Here is a 24,280-nt window from a genome sequence, read left to right as displayed (position 1 = left end):
GCACAGGGGGGCTTGCGGCAAGGCCCCCTTCGTACCGCAGAATCACTGGCCAAAGCCAGTACCTGCGGGAATCGGAGATTCACGAAGTGCGTGTGTTGTTGTCGGTTTACAGATCGTGCGGTGACGTCGAGCCGCTGGTGGGCCTCGCGCCGCGGGCAGGGGCGCGCGGCGCCGAGGCGCGGGCATGCGTGCCGCCGAATGTCGCGGACGCGACCGACGCGACCTCGGATCGGAGCTGATGACATGAATCCCCTGGCCATCAGTGCGTTCGACCTTCCCGATCGCCTCTCTCCCAAGGCCGACCCGAAGCTGATCGACGCCGACGAGCGGCACTTCGCGGCCATCGCGGAGAGCCTCGAGCAGGCGATCGCCGAAGTGTCCGGCCGTCTCGACGCCCAGCGCAGGGCGCCCGGCGGCATCGGCCGGGAGGCGATGGACCGGGACACGGAGATCCACCGGCTGACCGGTCGCCTGCGCGCCTTGCGGCGCTTCGGGCTGGATCTGTGCCTCGGCCACATGGTCGGCGCGGACGACGCCGAGCCCGTGTACGTCGGACGAATCGGCCTCACCGACAGTACGGGGCGCCGGCTGCTGCTCGACTGGCGCTCGCCCGCGGCCGAGCCGTTCTTCGCGGCGACGCACGCCAACCCGATGGGGCTGGCGAGCCGCCGGCTGGCGAGCCGCCGCAGGTATCGCTGGACCCGCGGCCGGATCAGCGACTACTGGGACGAGGTGTTCACCTCGGACGGGCTGGAGGGGCACGCCGCGCTCGACGACCAGTCCGCCTTCATCGCAAGTCTCGGCGGCAACCGGTCGTCCCGGATGCGTGACGTGCTCGGCACCATCCAGTCCGACCAGGACGCCATCATCCGGGCGGGATCCCGCGGCACCCTCGTCGTCGACGGCGGTCCGGGCACGGGGAAGACCGTCGTCGCCCTGCACCGCGCCGCCTACCTCCTCTACTCCGACCCCCGCCTCGGCCACCGTCGTGGCGGCGTACTGTTCGTCGGTCCGCACCGGCCCTACCTGGACTACGTCGCCGACGTCCTCCCCAGCCTCGGGGAGGAGGGCGTGCAGACCTGCATCGTGCGGGACCTCGTCGCCGAGGGAGCCGAAGCACCGGCCGAGGCCGATCCGGAGGTGGCGCTGCTGAAGTCGTCCGCGAACATGGTGAAGGCGATCGAGCCGGCCGTCGGCATCTACGAAGAGCCGCCGACCAAGGGCATGACGGTCTCGACCCATTGGTCCGACGTCTGGCTCAGCGCCGACGACTGGGCGGCGGCGTTCGAAGCTCCGGAACCCGGCACTCCGCACAACGAAGCCCGTGAACAGGTCTGGGAGGAGCTGGTCACGATCCTGCTGGACAAGCACGAGGGCGGATACGACGGCGAAGAGGTACCGCCCGAGCTGTTCCGGAAGTCGCTGCGGCAGAACCGAGAGCTGGTCACGACCCTCAACCGGGCATGGCCGATGCTCGAAGCCACCGATCTCGTCGGGGACCTCTGGTCGGTCCCCGCCTACCTGCGCAAGTGCGCGCCCTGGCTCAACCGTGACGAGGTGCGGAAGCTGCAGCGCGCCGACGCCCAGGCGTGGACGGTGTCCGACCTGCCGCTCCTGGACGCGGCACGGCATCGGCTCGGCGATCCGGAGGCGGCCAGGAAGCAGCGTCGGCAGGCGGCCGTCCTCGACGCCCAGCGCGAGCGGATGGCGCAGGTCGTCGACAACCTGATCGACGCCGTGTCCACCTCGGGTGCCGACGGCGACGACGGCGAAGGGCTGGTGACGATGCTGCGCGGCCACGACGCCCAGGTCAGCCTGGTCGACGAGTCCGAACTGGCCACCGCCGACCCGGATCTGCTCGGCGGCCCGTTCGCGCACGTCATCGTGGACGAGGCTCAGGAACTGACCGACGCTGAGTGGCAGATGCTGCTGCTGCGCTGTCCGTCCCGCAGCTTCACCGTCGTCGGGGACCGCGCCCAGGCCCGGCACGGATTCACGGAGTCGTGGCAGGAGCGGCTCGCGCGGGTCGGGCTCGACCGGGTCGACGTGGCCCCGTTGAGCGTCAACTACCGGACGCCGGAAGAGGTCATGGCGGAGGCCGAGCGGGCCATCCGTGCGGCGCTGCCTGACGCCAATGTGCCGACGTCCATCCGCACCAGCGGCATCCCGGTCGTCCACGGATCCGTCGCGGAACGGGACTCGATCCTCGACGACTGGCTCGCCGCACACGCCGAGGGGGTCGCGTGCGTCATCGGCGATCCCGCGTTCCGCTCGACGCCCCGCGTCCGGTCGCTGACCCCGGAGCTGTCGAAGGGGCTCGAGTTCGACCTGGTCGTCCTGGTGGACCCGGACGCGTTCGGCGAGGGCATCGAGGGGGCGGTCGATCGCTATGTCGCGATGAGCCGGGCGACGCAGCAGCTCGTCATCCTCACGAGCTCCTGACGCCGGCCGGACGAACGCCTCCCGCCCGTCCGGCCCTCACCGGCCGGGTGGGAGGCGCTCCGAGGCCCCCCGCACCACCTGGTCGCCCAGTCGCTCGGTCAGTTGCCGTTCCCCAATACCTGGTGCAGCGCCTTCGCGAAGTCCTCCGGGGCGCCGTGCTGGCCGTACTCGCCGCCGAGGAATCCGCCGTGGTGACTGGGGAACACCGTCAGATCGACGCCGAGCCGGGTGGCGATCTGGGCCGCCGCCCGGGCGGCGAGCTCGCCTTCGGACTCCTGGCCGGCCGCGACGACGATGTGCGTGGAGGCGGCACGCAACGCGGCGAAGTCGGGCTGGTAGCCGGTGCAGGCCAGCAGGTTCTGGGCCAGCAGCGGGTCGTCACGCGAGCCGTCGTCCTGCGTCGGCAGTCCGAAGTCGGCGGGGTCGGGCGCGGGCTCGTCCGCCCAGTCGGCGGGGAACGGGCCTTTCCGGCTGGACACCGCGATGAACTTCGCCATCCCGGGGCCCACCCCGTCGCGCTGGTACGTGGCGTGGATGTCCGCGATGGCCGCCAGCGCCGCCTCACGGTCCTGGAGCACCTGGGCCGTCGGCGGTTCGTGCGCGACGAGGGTGCGCACCAGCTCGCCGTGCCGCTCCACCAGAGCGAGCAAGTTGACGGCTCCGCCGCTGCTCGCGAAGACGTCGACCGGCCCCGCTCCGAGGTCCTCGATCACCCGCCGCAGGTCGTCGGCGTGTTCCTGCGGTGTCAACTGCGTGGCGCCGTCGTGCCGTTGGCTGCGGCCGGTGCCACGCGGGTCGTACGTCACGACCGTGCGGTCGGTGAAGTGGGACGCCAGCGTGGCGAACCCGGCGGCGTCCATGGGCGAGCCGACCAGGAACAGGACGTTCTCACCCGTCGTGCCGCCGGTCCGGTCGCCTCGGATGTCGTAGCACAGGGTGGCCCCGGGCACGGTCAGTGTGCGGGTCTCTGCCTCGGCCATGGTGGTTCGCTCCTCGGTCGCATCGGTCATCGCGTTGTTGTGAAGTAAGACCGGCGGCGGCACCAGGAATCATCGCTCCGCGCCCAAGTCGTTGGCGGAGAGGCGGCTGTCGGGCATGTTTCAGTGATCGGCTGGGGTCGGTCGCCGTGGCCACGGTGCGGCGTACGTGATGCCGAGCGAGGCGGCAACAGGCGGCGTCGCGGCCATACTCCTTCGCTACCGGGCGCTGGAGCGCATGTCACCCGGTGATCCGACCGCAGTTGGTGCCGCTCCTGTCGGCTGACTCGCCCGCGATCACCCCGCCCCAGGAAACGCAGTAGCCCTTGGCCTCGAGGTAGACGGGCCCCGCGTACGACCGGTAGTAGCCGTCGTCATCGGCGTAGTCTCTGGTGTCGTCCCGCTGGACCCAGACGTACATGTGGACAGCAGGGCCCGGGGTGCTGCGGATCGTCACAGCACAGTTTTTTCCTGTCGCGGGGTTATAGGTCAGATAGGACGTCCCCGCCTTCCCGATGTTGATCTGGTTGACGATTTTGTAGCCGGTGCCGCATGCCTTGTTGTACGCGGCCGCGGGTGTGGGCGGGGCTGCGGCCGCCCCGGGGGCCATGGCTATGACACCGCCTGCGGCCAGCGTCACGGCGGCTCCTGCCAGCCGGATGTATCCCTTGCGTTCCATACGCCCTCCCTGAACTGGGTGCCAGTACACCGCCTGAGGCGCCGTCATGTTCTTTCGGCCGCTCCTCCGATGGTGCTCCTGCCTGCAGGGACACAGCCGAAGCCCGTGCCAGTTGCGCCCCCGCACTCCGCATCCCCGGCGCCAGCACGATTCGGCACCACGCCACACCGCGGCCCCTCTCGCCCTGCCGGACGGCGGGCCAGGCACTGCCTTCCGTCGACGCCTGGCCCACTGATCGGCGTACTCGTTTTGGCATGACCAGAAATGTCTAATTGCAGCCAAAGTTTACTGATTCGGTCTGTTTAAAGACATTTGATCATCGTATGGGGCGTGTGGCACGTCCCATCTCACCTACGTTGGAGACTGTCAGGCGGAGTATCTCTCCGCCTGAACAATCGAAGGAAGTAACACCATGCGCACCATGCGCACGACCACTGCCAGGACCTTCCTGATCGCCACGATCGCCGTAGCCGGTCTTACCGTGACGCCCGCTCTCGCCTCCGCCCAGCCGGGTACGGGCAGCGCCCGGGCGCACAGCGCCGCCGGGGCCCCCGGCAGTAACGGGGCCAACGGCGTTGGGGTCCTCGGTGGTATCGGTGGCCTCGGCGGCACCGGTGGTGCCGCGGGTGCCAACGGCAACGGAGGCAACGGAGGAGCCGGAGGCAATGCCAGCGGCGTCGCGAGTGTCGGCGGACTCGGCGGCACGGGCGGGGCCGGCGGCGCCAACGGCGACGGCGGCAACGGCGGCTTCGGTGGCGAGGCCAAGCTCGGCGGCACCGGCGGCAAGGGCGGCGTCGGCGGCGTCGGCAATGCCGGGGCCGGTATCAACGGCGGCAAGGGCGGCAACGGTGGCGCCGCCATCGTCAGTGGCGGCCACACGGGCGGAACGGGCGGCGCCGGTGGCGCAGCCAGCCCCGTGTGCCCCGGCAAGCCCGGCGGCAACGGAACCGCGGCCACGATGTTCGCGAACGGCACCACCGGCGCCACAGGCGCTGCCGGCAAGACCACTCTCCCCTGCTGAACATCCCGGTGAGCGGGTCCGCAGCGGCAAGAGGAGAAACACCAGCCCGGAACATCACACCCCGTCGCTGCTGAGTACCGTCAGGCAGTCAACGGAGTGCCGAAGCCCGGACAGCGCCCGGCTGAGACTTCTCAGCCGGGCGCTGTCCGTCGTACGCGGTCCATCCGCACACCGGCCCTTGCGACCACGGCCCCTCCAGTTGAGGCCAGAACTCCGCATAATCTCGAATTCCGGCCACCCTCCAGCCTGTTCCGGCCATGCGGGTAGCGCACGTTCTCCCCTGTTAGGGGCGGTGGGAGGATCGGGCTCCTTCGCCTCGGGGGAGAATGACCGGCGGGAGCGTTCATGGCTGATCCGATCACCAGCACTGCGGATCTGCTGGTCGTTCCGCATCTCGATCTGCACGTCGTACTCAATGACACCCCCAAGCTCAAGATCGATGTATTCCGCCGCGTCTTCACCGATCTCACCCCGAGCCCCTTCACGCTGATTTCAGAAATGAAGAACAGTGTGGTCGACTTCTTCGCCCCGCATCAGCCGACGGGGCACCGGCTCGACAACCGCCCTTCGGTGGACGCCGCGACCGGGATCGTCACGGCGACCGTGCCCGGGGTCTTTCTGTTCCAGATCACTGTCGGTGCCGGGGGTGGTGCGGGCTCTGTGGTGGGCAGGCTGCAGGTGCACGAGCGGATGCTCGACTGGTGGTTCGGGAACGACTCCCTCACGACGGCCCGCGATCTCACGCGCGCGCACGCGCAGCCGACGATCTACGCCAGGTTCAGTGAGCACCCGGCAGCCGGCACGGATGCCGTGGGCGACATCACCGGGCACGGATATGTTCCGCTGCGCTCGGCGAATTCCACGAAGGTCGATATCGACCCTCGGGGCAGGCTGCGGGGAAAGGAAGAGTCGGACGTACCGGTGGAGATCAGCGGTACGTTCCTCGGCAAGACCAATATCCTTCCGGTGCGGGTGGCCAACTTCGCCCGGCCCCGGTTCACGGTCCGCACCGTACGCCGCCAGGATCTTTCCCGTCCGGAAGAGAAGTCGAACGTGGTCTTCCTTTCGGAGGGATTCGGAGAGCAGGACAGGCAGCAGTTCGACGAGATTGTCGAGCGGACAGTGAAAGCGATGTTCGAGGCGCCCCGGCACGAGCCGTTCGGGCTGCTGCGCGACAGTTTCAATGTCTTCCAGTGCTTCGAACCGTCCCAGGAAGGGCGCCACCTCACCATCGGCAACCGTGTCGTGGACAAGCCGGGCACCGGCATCGACCTCACCCAGTGCCGTATTCCGCACCCGCATCCCCTGCCAGGGGCCCCGGCGAACAGCTACAACCTCCAGCAACTGATCGAGCGCGTGGGTCTGCCGATGCGCAACGAGAGCCGGCCCTTCAACGGGTTCAAGGCCCTCTGGAGCGGCCAGAGCCTGCCCGACTTCAACCCCGCCCAGGTGAACGACCTGCTGATCAAGACCTGGATGGCGCACCAGTCCGAGGGGTTCATGCAGGCCGCGGACACTCTGTACGGCTTCTACCTCGGCAGTCGGTGGGCGGACGGCAGCAGGATCGGCACCGTCGGCAACACGGCGGCGCCGCCGCCCGCGGCCGACAACCCGGCCGACCTCAATCTCAGGGGGTTCATCGCGCGGCTCTACGACTTCTACAAGGCCCCGCCCCTCCAGTCGTTGGGGCTCGACCCGCGCAGGCACGCACCCGAGCTGTACGCCACGTCAGGTACCACGAACGCCGGGAACTCGGTCCTGGCCTATCTCGACGGTCTGTTCACCGAGGACCTGCCGTCGCCCAACGTCGGAGCGGTCTGGACCCCGGACGACACCAAGTTCAAGCGGAGCCGGGGGCTGGTCGGGGTTCTCGTCCACGACACCCTGCTGGGCGGTCAGGCGCTCAACAACGGGACGATGATGGCCACGACCCTGGGTATGCGGGACCGGGTCGAGTTCACCACGGGGCTCGGGGATCCCCCGGGCCGCCCGATCATGCGGCGCGTTCCTCCCCGGCCCGTTCCTCCCAACAATCGCCACGGCGTCGTCGAGTTCGGCCACCTCATCAACACGGTGGTGCACGAGTTCGGCCACAACTTCGCCCTCGGCGACGAGTACGAGGACGTCGGGGGCGACGACGCGAACGCCACCGGATTCCCGCAGGACGTGAAGCTCGACAATCTGGCAAGCATCGGATTCCTGCGGATCCCCGCCACCCCGCCGGGCCGGCGGCTCGACGGCGCCAAGGTCAAGTGGTTCGTACTGCCACGGATGCGGGTGTCCGGCAGGCTTCTTGAGGACTCGAAAGCGATCCCCGCCGGTATCGAGATCACCGTGGGGACGACCGGATTCGACAAGTGGGTCAAGGCATGGGCCGACAACGCCACCGTCAGCCTGCAGAACTTCGCCGCGACCGAGTTCAACCTGCAACTCCCGCTCAAGACCGGCCCCGCGCAGGCGCTCAAGGGCCTGCCGTTCGCCGACAGGCCGGACGAGAGCCGCGGCACCTTCGTACTGCGGACGCCGGGCAGCGTAGGAGTGTTCGCCAAGAACTCACGGGTGTTCGTACCGCTGAAGGACAAGACGGGCAACGACGAGGTCATCGTCCCCAGGCCGGTCCTGGACTTCTTCAACAGCGCCGCCAACCCGCGCAACCACCTGCCGCTGAACCGTGACCCCGACACCACGCGGCCGAGCGGGCAGAAGGAGGCCGACACCGAACTGCCCGTCGCCATCCCGGGGTTCGCGCTGCCGCGCTACCCGTATCAGCTCGTCGGCATCTTCGAAGGCGGAAACCACTTCGCCGCCGGTTACTACCGGGCCTCCGGCGAGTGCAAGATGCGCGGCCAGGACAAGGAGCGACACGTCCACGACCACCGGGGCGAGTTCTGCTTCCTCTGCAAGTGGCTGATCGTCAACCTCGTCGACCCGGCCCAGCACGCCCTGCTCGACACGCGGCACTATCCGAGGGCGTGACATGGCTGAACAAGGAACCTTCGACAAGCTCGCCACCGAGGTCGGGCAGGCACTGCTGCCGCTGCGCGACGCGATCACCTCCCCTCAGGCATTCATCGGCCTCCTGCGGGAACTCGGCTGGGCCGTCGACGAACCCCCGGCACCCTTGCGCGCGCTCGGTACCAGCGTGGACACGCTGTACGACAGCCTGCGGCGGCTCCTTGGCGACGGCGGGCTCAACGAGGGTGCGCCCGGCGTCCGCGAGGCGGTGCCCGCCAAGCCCGAGGCCACCACCGCCGACGATGTCTCCGCCGACGAAGCGGCCCGGGTGCTCGCCGCCGTCCAGGGCCTCGTGACCGCGATCCGTGCCATCGCCGACGCGCCCGACTCGGCCATCCCGCCCGCCCTGCGCGCCGACGGGTTCCGCGAGCAGTTCCCCCGGCAGCTCCTCGACCACCTGGTCATCGCCTACCTCCGGCGCTTCCACCCGTCCGTGGGCTTCGGACTGCGCGCGCTCGGGATCGTCAAGGCGGTCTACGTGCCGCCCACGGGCGGCCGTCCCGCGCACACCCGCATGACACTCGACGTGACCGATCTCCCCAAGGTCCTCGACGATCCGTCGCTCGTGCTGAAGAACGCGTACGGCTGGGGCGAGCCCGGTTTCGACTTCGAGTCGCTGGCCGAACAGTTCGACAACCTCTTCATGGCCCTAGGCTTCGACGTGCGGATCGACACGCTGTCGGAAGGCGCGGAGACAGCCGTCCAGGGACCGCGCCCCCATCCCCTCGAACCGGCGGCCGAGGCGGTCAGTGTGATCGCCGTCGACCAAGCGGTGGGAGAGGAGGGCGACGCGCGGACGCGGGGTTCCGTACGGCTCGTACGGGTCCCGCCCACGACGGCCGACGGGGCGCCCGGCGTGGCACTCCTCCCGTCCTTCACCGGCGCGTTGGGGCTGCGATTCGAGGTCGCGCCCGGCCTCACCGTCACCGTACGCAGCAGTCTCGACCTCCAAGGTGGCGTGGCGCTCCTTGCCCGTCCTGGGCAGCCCCTCGACATGGTCTTCGGGTTCGAGTCGGGCGACGCGCCCGTGCACGCGGCGGGCGCGATCGAGGTGGCCGCCGAGGCGTCGGACGCGGGCAAGGAACCGGTGGTGCTCCTGGGCGAGCCGGGCGGCACCCGCCTTACGTTACGTACGGTCGGCGGCACGGGCGGCGTCCGGATCGACGGCGACGACGTGGACTTCTTCGCCGAACTCGACCTCAAGGGCCTGGAGTTCGTCCTCCAGCCCGGCGAGGACGCCGACGGCTTTCTCGGCGCAGTCCTCCCCGCCGACGGGTTCAGCGTCGGCGCCGACCTCGCGCTCGGCATCTCGCACCGCGACGGCTTCTTCTTCCGCGGCACCACCAATATGGACCTGCAGATCCCCGTCGGCCGGCGGATCGGGCCCGTCGAGATCCAGAGCCTCACGGTCTCCGCGGCGCCCTCCGGCGGGACCCTGCCGATCAGCATCGGCGCGACGTTCAAGGCTCAACTCGGCCCCGTCACCGCCGTGGTGGACCGGGTGGGGCTCACCGCGCTGTTCGAGGGGCGCCCGGGGCAGGACGGAAACCTCGGCCCCCTCGACGTCACGCTGGGTTTCAAGCCACCCCGCGGCGCGGGCCTTTCCATCGACGCGGGCCTCGTGCGCGGGGGCGGGTTCCTCGCCTTCGACCCCTCGCGCGGCGAGTACGCGGGCGCGATGGAGCTGGAGTTCGCCGACTTCCTGGCGCTCAAGGCCATCGGCCTCGTCAGCACCCGGATGCCGGACGGCTCCAAGGGCTTCTCGCTCCTCATCGTCCTCACCGCCGACTTCGGCGAGGGCATCCAGCTCGGCTACGGATTCACCCTGCTCGCGGTCGGCGGCCTGATCGGGCTGAACCGCGGCATGAACATCCAGGCGCTCGCGGAAGGCGTCCGCACGGGCTCCATCGAGTCCGTGATGTTCCCGCGCGACGTGATCGCCAACGCGCCGCGCATCCTCTCCGACCTGAACAGGTTCTTCCCGCCCGAGGAGGGCACCTTCCTCATCGGCCCCATGGCCAGGATCGGCTGGGCCACGCCGACCCTGGTGAGCATCTCGCTCGGGCTGATCATCGAGATCCCCGGCAACATCGCGGTCCTCGGTACGCTCCGCGCCACCCTGCCGAACCTGAAGCTGCCCCTGCTCGACCTCCGCGTCGACTTCTTCGGCGCGCTCGAACCGGGCAAGAACCGGCTGTGGTTCGAGGCCCGCCTGGTGGACTCGCGCGTCCTGACGATGACCCTCGACGGCGGCATGGGCGTCCTGGTGGCCTGGGGCGACAACCCCGACCTGGTGCTGACGGTCGGCGGCTTCCACCCCTCGTACAAAGCCCCGGCACTGCCCTTCGCCATACCCGAGCGGATCTCCCTGGACATCCTGCACCGGAACAAACAGCTCATCCGGATCTCCGGCTACTTCGCCATCACCAGCAACACCGTGCAGTTCGGCGCGGCGGCCGAACTCCGGCTCGGCTTCGGCGGGTTCGGCATCGAGGGGCACCTCGGTTTCGACGCGCTGTTCCAGTTCAACCCGTTCCGGTTCGCCATCGCCGTCAGCGCCGAGGTCTCGCTCAAGGCGTTCGGCGTCGGCGTGTTCAGCATCGACCTGCGCTTCCAGCTGGAGGGCCCGGCCCCCTGGCGGGCGCACGGCAAGGGCTCCATCGGCTTCCTGTTCTTCTCCATCTCCGCCAACTTCGACATCACCTGGGGCGAGAGCCTCATCACCACGCTGCCGCCCCTCCTGGTGCTGCCGCTGCTCGCGGCCGAACTCACCAAGACCGAGGGCTGGCAGACCCGGCTGCCCACCGGCAGCGGCAAGCCGCTGGTCAGCCTCCGGCAACTCCCACCGTCCGACGACCTGGTGCTGCACCCGCTGGGCACGCTGTCCGTGCAGCAGCGGGCGCTGCCGCTCAACGTGCGTCTCGACAAGGTCGGGGCGCGGCGTGCGAGCGACGGCAGGCGGTTCACCGTCGCGCCCGCGCCGGGCAGCGGTCTCGCGCGGGTCTCCGACACCGGCGACAAGTTCGCCATGGCCCAGTACCAGGACATGAGCGACGCGGCGAAACTGTCGAGTCCGGCGTACGAGACCCAGGACACCGGCCTCGAACTCACCGCCGCCACAGGCACCCTGGCCACCGCGCGGGTCGTCCGCCGAAGCGCCCGCTACGAACTGCACATCCTCGACAGCGCGCCCTCCGCGAACCAGGCGCGCGGCGCGGCCCTAGCTGACGGCCTGGGGACGGCGCCGCCCGCGCGGTTCTCCGCCGGGCGCTCCAAGCGGTTCCACAGCGTCAGCCCCGCCGTCTTCGACGGCCTGCTCCAGGGCAGCAGCACCAGCCGGTCCCCGCTGTCCCGGCACGAAGCGCTGCTGCGCCAGCCGTTCGCGACGGCCGAGACCGTGCGCGTCGCCGACCAGCGCTTCGTCGTCGCGTACGTACGCAGCAATATCCCCGCGCTGCCGCCGGGCTCACCCGGCCGCCGGGCATCCGTTGCGCCCGCGACGTTCCGCAGCCAGACCACGGCGGCCGACGCGCTCGTCGACTTCGTGGCCGCCGCCCCGGCGCTCGACGGGCTGCTGCACGTCATCCCCGTCGCCGAGGCGGCCGCCTCACCCGCCGCCCCCGGCACCTGGACGGAGGCAGGAACGCTGCCCGTCCCCGCAGCCCAGGTGGATGCGGTAGTCCTGGCCACCGGCAAGGCCCTGGTCGCAGGCGGCACCAGCCCGACGGGCACGGCACTCGCCGCGACCGCGCTGTTCGACCCGACCGCCGACGCCTGGTCAGAGGCGACCCCGCTGGCGACGGCGCGGCGCCTGCACACCGCCACCCGGCTCCTCGACGGCCGGGTGCTCGCGGCCGGCGGGCGGGGCACGGACGGGGCTCCCCTGGCCTCGGCCGAGGTGTACGACCCGGCCGCCGGAACCTGGACGGCGACGGGGCCGCTGGGTACGCCCAGGTTCGCGCACTCCGCGACCGCGCTGTCCGGCGGCCGGGTGCTGGCCGCCGGAGGCAGCGGAGCCCGGGGACAGCAGGGCTTCGGCGCGCTCCGATCCGCCGAGCTGTTCGACCCCCTGACGCGCGCCTGGGCCGCCACCGCGCCGATGAGCGACGCCCGTTCGGGCCACCAGGCCGTGCTCCTGCGCGACGGCCGGGTCCTCGTCACGGGCGGAGCGCTGCCCACCGGCTCCCCCGCCGACGCGCCCCTCGCGTACTGCGAGTTGTACGACGTGAGCAGCGGCACTTGGACCCCGACGGGAAGCCTGCGCACAGCCCGCAAGGGCCACCAGGCGACCCTGCTGCCCGACGGCCGGGTCCTCGTCACGGGCGGCGAGGCGGTCGTCGCGTCGGACGGCACGTTCAGCCCGCGCGCCCTCGACTCCGCCGAGCTGTACGACCCGGCCACCGGTACCTGGACGCCCGCCGCCGCCATGCCGGGTGGCCGCGCCCGGCACCGCGCGTTCCTCAGCCGCGCCGGAGACGTCCTGGTCATCGGCGGCACCACGGGCCCCGGGTTCACCGCCGGATTCCGGAACGTGACCGCGTACGACCCGGCGGCGGGCACCTGGACGACGCTCGCCGGGCTCACTCAGGGCAGGTGGTCCTTCGCCGTGGCCGAACTCGCCGACGACCGCGTCCTCGTGGCCGGGGGCATCGCCGCCGCCGGCGCCGCGGCCCCCGGCCCCGAGCCACTCCAACTCGCCGTCACGGCCGAGACCTTGATCCCTTGACCTGTCCCTGACCGCATCCGTGCCGGGCCGACCCGGCGAGGGAGTTCACGCCATGACCACCATCACCGCCCAGGCCACCGGATCATGGACGTCCGCGCCCGACCTGCCCGCGGCCGCCACCTGGTACGGGCAGCACGACGGCGCCGTGCTCCTCGCCGCCGGGAACGCCGTGCTCGTCGCGGGCGGCGCCGACAGCACCTCCGCCGCCGTCAACCACAGCGCCGTCCACGACGCCACCGCCGGGACCTGGCTCGCCGTCGGCGCCCTCAACACCCCCCGGCGGCTGCACACACTGACCCTTCTCACCGACGGCAAGGTCCTCGCCACCGGCGGCACCAGCGGCCCGGCGCCGAACGCTCCCGCGCTCGCGACGACCGAGCTGTACGACCCGGCGACCCGCGCCTGGACCGCCAGTGGCTCCATGGCGGGCCCCCGGGCGGGCCACAGTGCGGCTCTGCTCTCCGACGGCAAGGTGCTCGTCGCCGGGGGCACCACCGTCCGCTCCGCGCAGACCACCAAGGCCCTGCGCACGGCCGAGGTGTACGACCCCGCCACCGGAACCTGGTCCGCCGCGGGCGACATGACCGAGGCCCGCACCGGACACACCGCGGTTCCGCTGAGCGGCGGGGCCGTGCTGGTCTGCGGCGGCACGGCGCCGGTCGGCACGGCGGCGGAACCCGCGCTCGCCTTCTGCGAGCTGTACGACACGACCACGAAGAAGTGGACGCCGACGGGAAGTCTGCGCGCGGCCCGCAGCCACCACCAGGCCACGCCGCTCTCCGGGACGAAGGTCCTGATCACCGGCGGCGCGGCACCCGGAGCGCCGGGCGGCGGCCCGTTCGACCCGTTCAGTCAGCGCACCGCCGAGGTGTACGACCTGGCCTCCGGGACGTGGCAGGCGGCCGCCGACATGCCGTCCGGGCGGGCGTTGCATCGCGCGCTGCCGTTCGGCCAGGGCAAGGTCCTTGTCGTCGGCGGCGCCGCCGACGACAAGGACGAGGCCGGATACCGCAGCACCGTCCTCTACGACTCCGCCACCGACACCTGGACGGCGGCCGCCGGACTGGCCACGGGGCGCTGGGCCTTCGCCGCCGCCCCGCTGCCCGGCGGGAAGGTCCTCGTCACCGGGGGCACCACCCGCTCCGGCACGGCCGCCGCCGACCCCGCGGTGCCCGAACTGACCGTGCGTACCGAGATCTTCGCGGCCGGAGGCGCCTCGTGACCTCGAACGCGTACTCCTTCCTGCCGTGGCTGCGCGCGGGCATCGCCACCCGGATCACCGGGGACCCGGGCACGGCGGCCCGCGCCGCCCTCCCGGTCCGGCTGCGGATCTCCGGCGAGCCGCTCGCGGGCGGCCCCCTGATCCAGGACATCGAGCGCACGGTGCAGCTGTACGGTCCGGGCGACGTGACCGGCATCGACACCCGCGCGATCTCGCGCAGGGAACCGAGGCCCGGCACCACCAACTACGAGCCGAACCACCTCGCCCACATCGAGTTCTGCGACGAGGACTTCCCCTGGCGCTACAGCCCGGCCCCACCCGACGACGCCACCAAAAGGCTGGCCCCCTGGCTCGCCCTCGTCGTCCTCTCCACCGGGCCCGGGCCGAACGGCGCGGCACCGGAGTTCACCGAGAGCCCACAGGGAAGCGGGCCGCTGCCCGTGATCTCCGTGCGCTCCCCCGAGGCCACCCTGCCGAGGCCCGACCAGCTCGGCGCCTGGGCGCACGTGCACGTCAACGGTTCGCTCGTGGGGCCGGTCGCCTCGGACAGCACGGGACCCGCGCTCGCCGCACTCGGTGAGGTGCTGCGCACCAACGCCGACAACGCCTGCTCACGGCTGCTGTGCCCGCGCCGCCTGCGCCCGGACACGGCGTACGAGGCGTTCCTGGTGCCGGCGTTCGAGACCGGGCGCCTTGCCGGGCTCGGCCTCGAACCCGCGGGCTCGCCCGGCGCCCTGTACCTGAGCTGGGGCCCACCGTATCCAGGCCGGTCGGCCCCCGGGCACCTGCCCTACTACCACCGCTGGACGTTCACCACGGGAAGCACCGGCGACTTCGAGTCCCTCGTGAGGCTGCTGCGCCCGCAGCAGCCCGACCCGCGGGTCGGGCGCCGGGACATCGACGTGCACCGCTCGCCGGGGCTCGGCCTGCCCGGCATCGAAACGCCGGCCGGCCTCGGCGGCGTACTGCCGCTCGGCGGCGCTCTCAAGGTGCCGCAGCCGCCGGGCACCGAGCCGGACGAGGCGGAGAACTGGGACAACTTCCACGACCGGCCGCCGCCCGCGGCACCCTATCCGCACCCCTTCCAGCGGGCCCTGGCCGAGCTGGTCAACCTGGCCGACGACTACCAGCACCAGGCCCCCACGGAGGCCCACGCCGCGCTCGACGCGCCGCCGTCGCTCGCGGCAACGTCCGACCCCGTCCTCACCCCGGAGCTGTACGGCCGGTGGCACGCCCTCACCCCCCGGCTGCTGACCCGTCAGGACGGTACCCCCGTCCCCGCACCGGAGAACCGCAACTGGGTCCACCGGCTCAACCTCGACCCGCGTTTCCGGGCGGCCGCGCACTTCGGTGCGCAGGTCGTCCAGGCCCGCCAGGAAGAACTGATGGCCGCCGCCTGGGCCCAGGTCGGAGACGTACTGGCCGCCAACGCCAGAATCCGCGCGGCGCAACTGGCCCGCGAGGTGGGGCACGTGCTCCAGACCAAACACCTCGACCCGCCGGAGGGCACCACGGGGGTGGCACCGACCGCCGTCTCGTCGGGCCGTTCGCTTCGTCTGACCGCGCCCGCGCACTCACGGGTGACGGCCGCCGTGGCGGCGGCCGCCGCACTCGACGGGCAGGTGGAGAAGGTCGCGATCGGATTCCATGTGGCGGCCAGCCAGGTCGCGGGCGCTCCGCTCTCCGCGCCGATGCGGCGGATCACCCGGCCCGGCTCCCGGCTGATGCGGACCCTGCCCTTCACCGCGGAGCGGCCGCCCGACGCGCTCGTACCGCGCATGGACGTCCCTACCGGGCCGGTCACCGCCGCGGCGCCGAAGGCCACTCCCGAAGGGGTCGTGACGGCCGAGCGGCTCGCCCGCGAGCTGCACCCCGGCCCGCCGGGGGACCCGGTCGACAGCCTCCCGCGCAGCCCCGACTTCACGCTCCGCGAGCTGGGTGATCCGGTGGCGCCACGGCCCGGTGCCACCGACAGCCCGGAGGCGCTGCGCTTCAAGGGCGCCCTGCACGAGCTGTACCAGGGCTGGTCCGTCGCCACCTCGGTGGGCAGGGCCGACCGGCGCGGACGGCTCGACGTGGCCGTGACCATCAACTCCGTACTGACCGGTCTCCGCGCGGACACCACGGTGCCCAAGACCCTCCTCGGCTCGGTCGGACTGCCCGAGCGGCTGCGGCCGTTCGCCGACGGCTTCATCGAGGCCATGGCCTACCCGGTCTTCGACCTGCCCACCTACCAGGCGCTCCTGGACCAGTCCGTCGACACCTTCCTGCCCAACGTCGGACTGGTCCCGCAGAACTCCCTCACCCTGCTCGCCGACAACCGTGAATTCATTGAGTCCTATCTGGCCGGGCTCAACCACGAGATGGCCCGCGAGCTGCTCTGGCGGGAGTACCCCACCGACCAACGCGGCACTCCGTTCCGGCAGTTCTGGGACCCGCGCACAGCGCAGCCCCGCCTGGGCGAGACGCCCGAGCAGCGGCGCGAACGGTGCTACGACATCCCGCCGGTCCACACCTGGCCGACCACCGCGCGGCTCGGCCGGAACACCAACCCGCGCCCTGGCGGCGGCCCGCGCAAGGAGGACCTGGTCCTCGTCGTCCGGGGCGAACTGCTCAAGCGGTACCCGACAGCCGCCGTCTACGCGCAGCGGGCCCAGTGGCCACCCGGCCAGGACGGCCTGCCCGACCTCACCCAGGAACGGCTGCTCGTGGACCCGCCGGGGGCGGGCCTCCCGCCGGCTTCCGTCATACGGCTGCCCCTGTACGAGGCGAGGATCGAACCCGACATCACGCTCCTCGGCTTCGACCTGGACGCGGAGGAAGCACGCGGCGCGCCACCCGCCGACGCGGGCTGGTTCTTCGTCCTCAAGGAGCGCCCGGGCGACCCGAGGTTCGGGGTCGACGACGCGGCACCCGCTCCGGTCGAGGTGTGGAACGACCTGTCGTGGACGGATGTGGACCCGAGCGGACGCGGTTTCCTCGAACTCGATCCCCAAGTGTCCGTCTCCCTGGCCGGCTTCGACGGCTCCGAGGACGACCAGGAGAAGCGTGAACAGCGCGCGGAGGACGAGAACCTGCCGCTCTGGCACGCGGGACTCAGCTCCGCCGACCTCGCCTACATCCTCTTCCAGGTCCCGGTCCTGGTCGCCGTCCACGCTCAGGAAATGCTGGCATGAACACTCAGCTCAGTGATGACTTCCCCGTGCTCCTCGGCCCGGTGCGGATCGAGACGCGCTTCACCGAGGACGAACTCCTGATCCGGGTGTTCCCCGACGAGTGGGCCGTCGACAAGTTCGAACCCCGGCCCACCCAGGCCGAGATCGACGCGCTCGACGCGTACTGGACCGCGCGCTGGGCCGCCGCACGCGACCCGTCGGCGCTGCGGGCCGCCGGCCTTGAGCTGTCCACGCGCATCGCCCCCGGACGCGCCGCCTGGCTCCTCGGCCGGCGAGTCCCGGCCAACCTCGCCCAAGAACCCGGCGCTGTCCCCGTCGGCACGACGGTGCTCGTGGTCCGCAGCGCTCAGCCGGTGCCCACGGCCGACGTGCAGCCGACGGTGACCTACTGGACCTCCGTCTGGCGCGCGCACGGCGACCGGGGCGCGTTGCGCCGGGCCGACGCCGCGCTGCTCGCCGCCGTCGGCGCGACCCGGGCCATCGCCGTCCGGGCCCGTCGCCCCTCCGGCGTCGAGGCGGCGCCCGTCAGCACGGGCGACGCCGTACAGGTGGCGTTCCTGGTCCTGCCGCCGCCCGCCGCGGGGACCACGGCAGCCGAGTCGTGGACCCGGGCGGCCCGCGCCCGCCTGCTGCCCGACCGATTCCAGGTCCTCGGCTACGTCGGCGGGACGCAGGTGCTGTCCGCGACCGGGGCGCCCGTGCCGGACACACTCCCCGTGAGCCCCGACCCGACCGCCGCGGATCAGCTCTCCGTGGACCCGGTCACCGGCGCCCTGCACGTCCCGGACGAGCTGCGCTGGCTGACCGACTTCGACCGTGCCGTCCAGTCCGGCATGGGGCTGCGGGTTCCGTTGGACGACCGTACGCGCGGCGGGCTCGACCGGCTGCTCGTGTTCGGCCTGCGCGGGCAGCCCGACCCGGTGGCGTCAGCGCAGCAGCTCTCCGACCTGATCACGGGGCAGTTGCGCGGCCCCGACGGCTACGCCCTGCTGCCGCAGGGCACCCCGACGAACAACACCGAACGGCTGCCCGCAGGACCGAACGAGGACGACGAGGCGGAGTCCGCCCTGCGCCCCCCGATCGCACCGCCCGCCGCGCCCGCCGACTGGACCACCAGGACCGACGGCCAACGCTTCGCCGAACTCCTTGGGCTCCCGCCGTCCGTGCTGGTCGGCATGGCGCACGCCGACGGCACCGACCAGCGCGAGGCCCGCGCCGCCAACACCGCGCTGTGGCCCGCCACTTGGGGCTCGTACCTCCAGACGGCCCTGCACCCCGTACTTGACCGGGAGGCCGTACGACGGACCAGGGACTTCTTCCTCCGTTACGTCTCGGGGCGCGGACCCGTCCCGGCCGTGCGCATCGGCAGCCAGCCGTACGGCATCCTCGTCACCACCGCGTTCTCCCGCCTCAAGTGGCCCGACTCGGCCGTCCATCTGCGCGGCCTCGACCGCCTGCTCACGGCGGCCGCGCAGGACTGGCATGACGCGGCCGCCAAGGTCCCTTATCTCGGCGCCGGCACCGACGACCCCCACCAGCGCCTCCTGGACATCCTCGCGCTCCACCCCACCTCGGCCGAGTACCACCAGCGGTACGCGCAGAGCGTCGAGGACGTCTTCAACCGCGAGAACCTCGGCGGCCAGGGCGCGAACGTCCTGCCCGCACTCGACCGGCTGAACATGCCGGGGCCGCTGCGCGCGCTGCTGACCAGGCTCGGGCACCAGAACGGTGGCCCCGCGCACGACCCTGACCTGCTGCGCAGGCTGTTCGTCGACTTCCAGCAGCCGCTCCTCGCCCCGCTGGTCGACGACCGCCCGCTGTCCGAGACCGATCCCGTACGCGCCGGCACCTCTGACGACCGCAACTACCTGCACTGGCTCGCGGACAAGGCGGCCCACGACTTCGACGCGGTCCGCCTCGAAGCCGGCTTCACCGACGACAGGCCGCCCGCCGCACTGCTGTACCTGCTGCTGCGGCACGCGGTCCTGCTCGGCTGGGCCGACACGGCCCGCGACCTCGCCGTCGCCGCGGGCGTGGCCACCCCCGACGAACTCGCCGCCGACCCGCCCTTCGTGCACATACGGATACCGGGGCCGGGCCAGTCGCTGCCGAGCGAGAGCCGGTTCCGGCGGCTGTACTCGCCGGAGCGTGCCGTGACCGGTGACGCGGACCAGCTCCTGGTCGACTTCATCCCCGGCGTGCTCGGCAAGACACCCGCCACCGCCGAACTCTCCGAGCAGACCAAGGCCCTCGCCATCCTCGCCGACCTGCCCACCGCGCGCCTGGAACGACTCCTCGCCGAACACCTCGACCTCGCCACCTACCGGCTCGATGCCTGGCGCGTCGGCCTGGCCACGGCGCGCCTCGAGGAACTGCGGTTCGGCGCGAACGGCGGCACCGAGGCACGGCCCGGCCTGCACCTCGGTGCGTACGGCTGGCTCGAAGACCTCCGCCCCAGGGCCGCCCACCTCACGCCGGTCCAGCTGACCGGCGAGCTCGCGGAGATCTTCGGCGGACCCACGCCCCTCCTGCACGACCCCGAGAACGCGGGCTTCGTACACGCGCCCTCTCCGGGCCACGCCCGGACCGCCGCCGTCCTGCGCGCCGGATACACCGCCAACTCCAGTCCCGCCAACCCCGGCGCCTTCGCCGTCGACCTGAGCTCCGCACGGGTACGGACCGCGCTCGGCCTCCTCGACGGGCTGCGCCAGGGCCAGCCGCTGGGCGCGCTGCTCGGCTACCGCCTTGAACGCGGCCTGCACGACCGGCACGAAGAGGCGGAGGTCGACCGCTTCATCTCCGCGCTGCGCGAGCGGTTCCCGCTGCGCGCCGGAAAGATCCCGCAGACCGCGACCGACCCGTCCCGGCCGGTTCCCATCGAGCAGGTCGAGGCCCGCAACGTCGTGGACGGCCTCGCGCTCGTACGGCACGTGACCCGGACCGACGTCCCGGACAGCTACCCGTTCGGGCTCGACGGCGTGCTGCCGCCCGCCACCGCGGGCCAGGCCGCTGCGCTCACCAGCGAGGTCCGCGCGCTCCTGGACGTACACGACGCGCTCGCCGACCTCGCCGTCGCCGAGAGCGCCCACCAGGCCCTGGCCGGGAACACAGAGCGCGCCTCGGCGACACTCGACGCCTACGCCAAGGCCGGCTTCCCGCCCGAACCCTCCGTGGTCGAGACCCCGCGCAGCGGCAGCACCCTCACCCACCGCCTCGGCCTGCGGCTGCGCCCCGGCCTGCGTCCGGACAGCCGCACGGCGCCCCGGGCACAGGCCGAACCGGCCGTCGACGACTGGCTGGAGGGGCTGCTGCCCGACGCCGACGACATCGTCGCGCATGTCACCTGGGCCGACCCCGACGACGGCCGGCCGCAAAGTCACGACGTCGCCCTGGACGACCTCGGCCTCGCACCGATCGACCTGCTGTGGACAGTGCGTACGGCGGGTGCGGCGGCGATGACCGACCTGGAGGACCGGATCGTCGGCGCCGTGATCGACCGGGCCGGCCCACGACCGGACGCCGTGCTGACCATCCGCCACACCGAACGGGTCCACGACAAGATCACCTTCTTTGAACTCTCGCCGCTCATCGACGCGCTGCGCACCCTGCTCACCACCTCACGGCCACTGCGCGCCAGCGACCTGGTGCCCGCGGCGGGCACCGCGCCCGTCGACCGCGCCGCCGACGACGCGGTGTCCCTGCCCCGGGCCCGCCCGGCCGCCGTCCGCGCCTCCCTCGCCGCGCTCGACGAAGCCGCCGCCGACTACGTCCACGACCTGTCGCCCCTCTATCCCGACCCACCCGCGCCACCGTCCCGAGCCACGGTGCTCCGCACCATCGACGCGTTCCTCCACCGGTACGCCGAACTCGCCACCACAGCCGCCGGGTTCGGGATGGTACGCAGCGGCTGGGGCGAACTCGCCCAGTGGCGCAGGGGCGCCTACACCGACGTTCTCGCCGCCGTCGCCACCACGGCGGCCCGGATGACCCGGGCGCTGGCCGACGCCGACACACTCCTCGCGCAGTACGACGTGCTGCCGCCCGCCACCCCGGACGGCGAACGCTTCCGCATCCTCCAGCAGGCCGAACGCCTCCTCACCACGGCCCCGACCACTCCCCGCCCGGACCGGCCCGCGCGGCTGCGCACCCTCGTCGGCAACAGCCGCCGCGGCTTCCAGCGCCGGCTCCGCGATCTGGACGAGCAGGCGCACACCGACCGGGACACCCTCAGCGGGCTGCTCGCCCAGATCTCCGACCTGCTCCCGCTCACCGACATCGATCCGGCGGGACTCGACCTGACGGCCGTCGAGGACCGGACCGTCGCCTTCGGCCACGAACTGCTCGACCGGGCCCGCGCGCTGCGCACCGACATCGCGGCACGGCTCGCCGCGGCCGACGCCGCCCTCGCCACGTACGACCAGGCGGTGACCGGGCCCGACCGGGTCGCCGCGGGCATCGAGGCGCTCCAGGCGATGCTCGGGCCCGAAGTCCTGGCCGTACCCGAGTTCACGCCGCCCGCCGCGCTCGTCACCGAGTTGCGCCGGGCCCGGGACGACAGCGAGCGGCTCGTCCGGCACCTCACCCGGCCGCCGTTCAGCCGGGACTTCCCGCTCGACGACTGGGTCCACGGCCTCGCACGGGTCCGCGACATGCCCCGGCTGTGGGAGCGGGCCGTGCTGCTCAGCGGCGCGCTGCGGGACGAGGACGCCGACGACGAGGAACCCGGGCTCCATCCCCTCCAGCTCCCCCACCGTGCGGACGACCACTGGCTCGGCATGGAGTTCGCCCCCGGCACCACGCTCACCGAGGACCGGCTGCTCTTCACGGCGCACTACGCGCGCGGCGCCGACGACGACGCGCCGCACTGCGGCCTGCTGCTCGACGAGTGGACCGAGGTCGTCCCCGCCGAGCGCGAGACCACCGGGATCGCCGCCGATGTGGACCGGCCCGACTCCGAGCCGCCTCAGGCGATGCTTCTTGTCAGCCCACCGGAACGGAAGGGAACGTGGGACACCGACGACCTGGTGGCGGCGCTCCACGAAACGCTCGACCTGGCCAGGAGCCGCGCCGTGGAACCCACGCACCTCGAAGACACCCCGTACGCGCATCTGCTGCCCGCCACGCTCATGTCGGCGACCGCACAGCCCATCACCATCAGCACCGATCTCGCGACCGCCAACGCGCGCTGGAAGGCCGACCATGACTGAGCCACGCATCGCCGACCTCGCCGGCGCGCTGCGGGACCGCACGCACCCGGCCGTCGGGGTCTGGAACCGCCTTGAGGGACGGCCCCGCACCACCGACTTCGCGCGGGCGCTACGCGCCGAAGTACGCGACGCGCTGTGGATGCTGACCCGGCAGTGGCAGCTGGGCGAGTTCCGCGGCGACGACGCGGGCTCGCCCGTGACCGCCAAGTACGCCGTCACCACCAGCACGCCCAGCAGGATCCGTCCGGAGGGCGGGCCGCCCGAGCCGCTGCCCACCGACCGGCCGCTGGAGACGGTCGCCGAACGCCGGCCGTTGCCCTTCGCGTTCGGCGCCGAACGCATCTCCTACGACCTCCGGCTCGCGCTCGGCCGCCGCTGGCTGAAGCTGGTCACCGGCACATCCGTCTTCCGCGCACACCAAGTGCCCCGGCAGTACATCGAGCGTTACCCGGTCCCGCTGCCCGACCCGGGCGACGAGACCGACAGCGGCCTGGTCGCCCACCCCGAGGTGTGGGCCACCATGCAGGCCCTCGCCGGGCGCCGCATGGACGGCCATCTCCTCTACCGGCACCTCAAGGGCGGCGGCCGCGCCTCCGAAGGCATCGACCTCCCCCGCCCGCACCGCGCGGCCCTCGACGCGCTCGGCCCCCGCCTCACCGACTGGTTCGACGCGCTCATCGACCAGCCCGACGAGGCACACACCACCTGGCAGCCACGCGCGCTGGAACACTCCTTCGCCATCTCCGCCGCCGCACCGGAAGGAGGCGAACGGGTCCTCACGGCGGCCGAGTACTCCGGCGGCACGCTCGACTGGTACGCCTTCTCCGCCGACCCCGGCGGCTCACTCGGCGGCACGGACCCGCGGCCCGCACCCACCCCGCGCACCGTCTTCCCCACACCGGTCCGGTTCGCCGGTATGCCTCTGCCGCGCTGGTGGGCGCTGGAGGACGGACGTACCAACTTCGCCGCCGTCAACCCGGACAGCACCGACCTGGCCCGGCTGATCTTCCTCGAGTTCGCGCTGGTCTTCAGCAACGACTGGTACCAACTGCCTTGCGACGTGCCCGCCGGGACGCTTGCCACGGTCCGGGGCCTGGCGGTGACCGACGTCTTCGGACAGCGCCGGTGGATCACCCCGGCCGGCACCGGCGAGCGCCAGGACTGGCAGCGGTGGTCGATGTTCACCCTCGGAGCCGAGGGCGAGACGGGCCTGCTCCTGCCCCCCGGCACGCCGAAGACCGCCACCGGACCCGCGTTGGAGGACGTGGCGCTCGTCCGCGACGAGAACGCCAACCTCGTCTGGGGCATCGAGCAGACCGTCCAACTGGCCGGCGGCGCGGGCCGCAACGGCGACGAGGCCGCCGCGGAGACCCTCGCCCACCGCCTGCGGCTGCACCCTCCCGAGCCGCCGGACGACCCGCGCGCGCCCGTCGCGTACCGAATCGCCGGCTCGGTCCCGGAGAACTGGATCCCCTTCATCCCGGTCCGTGTGCCGGGCGACAGCCGGAGCGTCCAGCTCCAGCGCGCCGCCATGCCCAGCGCCGCCGACGGCACCCCGGTCCGGCCCCGTACTTCCCTGCTGCGCGAGGGACTTGACGCGGGACGTCCCTACTTCGTCAACGAGGAGGAGGTCCCACGCACCGGCACCCGCGTCACCGTCTCCTTCAACCGCACCCGGTGGCGGGACGGCCGCGTCGTCGTCTGGCTCACCGCACAGCGCGCCACCGGCCGCGGCGAACGCTCCAGCGGCCTCGGCTTCGACCTCCTGACCGACACAGGCCGATGAGAACCGGCCCGCCGGGCCCGGCGACACCC

10 protein-coding genes are annotated in these 24,280 nt (G+C 72.3%); 8 read left to right on the top strand and 2 right to left on the bottom strand.

Translation table 11 applies throughout. From position 1 onward, the window contains the following. The first annotated feature begins 243 nt into the window (after nt 1-243). Nucleotides 244-2,442 (top strand): RNA polymerase recycling motor ATPase HelR, encoded by a 2,199-nt coding sequence (gene helR, locus STRAU_RS27545; protein WP_016643686.1) that lies wholly within the window; start codon nt 244-246, stop codon nt 2,440-2,442. A gap of 98 nt (nt 2,443-2,540) precedes the next feature. On the opposite strand, the gene STRAU_RS27540 is transcribed toward helR, so the two are convergent. Together STRAU_RS27540 and STRAU_RS27535 are read right to left on the bottom strand one after the other, a co-directional pair. Continuing rightward, complete coding sequence (locus tag STRAU_RS27540) at nt 2,541-3,422, bottom strand: alpha/beta fold hydrolase (protein ID WP_037662275.1); 882 nt, start codon at nt 3,420-3,422, stop codon at nt 2,541-2,543. Between the two features lie 238 nt (nt 3,423-3,660). After that, nucleotides 3,661-4,098, bottom strand: a complete 438-nt coding sequence (locus STRAU_RS27535) for a hypothetical protein (protein WP_016643682.1) — start codon at nt 4,096-4,098, stop codon at nt 3,661-3,663. Nucleotides 4,099-4,510: 412 nt separating this feature from the next. Between STRAU_RS27535 and STRAU_RS42525 the strand changes: the two genes are divergently transcribed. The 7 genes from STRAU_RS42525 to STRAU_RS27500 all read left to right on the top strand — a co-directional run bounded on the left by STRAU_RS42525 (nt 4,511) and on the right by STRAU_RS27500 (nt 24,251). After that, nucleotides 4,511-5,119, top strand: coding sequence for a hypothetical protein (locus STRAU_RS42525; protein WP_016643681.1), 609 nt, complete (start codon nt 4,511-4,513; stop codon nt 5,117-5,119). A gap of 345 nt (nt 5,120-5,464) precedes the next feature. Next, on the top strand, nt 5,465-8,095 hold the full coding sequence (locus tag STRAU_RS27525) for a M64 family metallopeptidase (RefSeq protein WP_016643680.1): 2,631 nt from the start codon (nt 5,465-5,467) through the stop codon (nt 8,093-8,095). Between the two features lies 1 nt (nt 8,096). Further along, nucleotides 8,097-12,860: a kelch repeat-containing protein gene (locus STRAU_RS27520; RefSeq protein WP_016643679.1), complete on the top strand. Its 4,764-nt coding sequence runs from the start codon at nt 8,097-8,099 to the stop codon at nt 12,858-12,860. Nucleotides 12,861-12,912: 52 nt separating this feature from the next. Beyond that, nucleotides 12,913-14,082: a Kelch repeat-containing protein gene (locus STRAU_RS27515; RefSeq protein ID WP_016643678.1), complete on the top strand. Its 1,170-nt coding sequence runs from the start codon at nt 12,913-12,915 to the stop codon at nt 14,080-14,082. Beyond that, nucleotides 14,079-17,258 carry a hypothetical protein gene (locus tag STRAU_RS42520; protein ID WP_016643677.1) on the top strand — a complete coding sequence of 1,060 codons (3,180 nt, stop codon included), beginning with the start codon at nt 14,079-14,081 and terminating at the stop codon, nt 17,256-17,258. Before STRAU_RS27515 ends, STRAU_RS42520 begins: the two co-directional genes overlap by 4 nt. Further along, the gene (locus tag STRAU_RS27505) at nt 17,255-22,465 is read left to right on the top strand and encodes a hypothetical protein (protein WP_016643676.1); all 5,211 of its coding nucleotides are present in this window, start codon (nt 17,255-17,257) and stop codon (nt 22,463-22,465) included. The genes STRAU_RS42520 and STRAU_RS27505 overlap by 4 nt, the downstream gene beginning before the upstream one ends. After that, nucleotides 22,458-24,251 (top strand): hypothetical protein, encoded by a 1,794-nt coding sequence (locus tag STRAU_RS27500; RefSeq protein ID WP_016643675.1) that lies wholly within the window; start codon nt 22,458-22,460, stop codon nt 24,249-24,251. The genes STRAU_RS27505 and STRAU_RS27500 overlap by 8 nt, the downstream gene beginning before the upstream one ends. Nucleotides 24,252-24,280 lie beyond the last annotated feature (29 nt).

Origin of the sequence: Streptomyces aurantiacus JA 4570 (assembly GCF_000414115.1) — a bacterium.
GTDB classification, from domain to species: Bacteria; Actinomycetota; Actinomycetes; order Streptomycetales; family Streptomycetaceae; genus Streptomyces; species Streptomyces aurantiacus_A.
Note: the sequence above shows the minus strand (reverse complement) of the source record. Positions and strands in the feature narration are given on the sequence as shown.

Coding starts and splice junctions, on each gene's coding strand:
- helR (WP_016643686.1), top strand. CDS start 244: ATGAATCCCCTGGCCATCAGTGCGTTCGACCTTCCCGATCGCCTCTCT.
- STRAU_RS27540 (WP_037662275.1), bottom strand. CDS start 3,422: ATGGCCGAGGCAGAGACCCGCACACTGACCGTGCCCGGGGCCACCCTG.
- STRAU_RS27535 (WP_016643682.1), bottom strand. CDS start 4,098: ATGGAACGCAAGGGATACATCCGGCTGGCAGGAGCCGCCGTGACGCTG.
- STRAU_RS42525 (WP_016643681.1), top strand. CDS start 4,511: ATGCGCACCATGCGCACGACCACTGCCAGGACCTTCCTGATCGCCACG.
- STRAU_RS27525 (WP_016643680.1), top strand. CDS start 5,465: ATGGCTGATCCGATCACCAGCACTGCGGATCTGCTGGTCGTTCCGCAT.
- STRAU_RS27520 (WP_016643679.1), top strand. CDS start 8,097: ATGGCTGAACAAGGAACCTTCGACAAGCTCGCCACCGAGGTCGGGCAG.
- STRAU_RS27515 (WP_016643678.1), top strand. CDS start 12,913: ATGACCACCATCACCGCCCAGGCCACCGGATCATGGACGTCCGCGCCC.
- STRAU_RS27505 (WP_016643676.1), top strand. CDS start 17,255: ATGAACACTCAGCTCAGTGATGACTTCCCCGTGCTCCTCGGCCCGGTG.
- STRAU_RS27500 (WP_016643675.1), top strand. CDS start 22,458: ATGACTGAGCCACGCATCGCCGACCTCGCCGGCGCGCTGCGGGACCGC.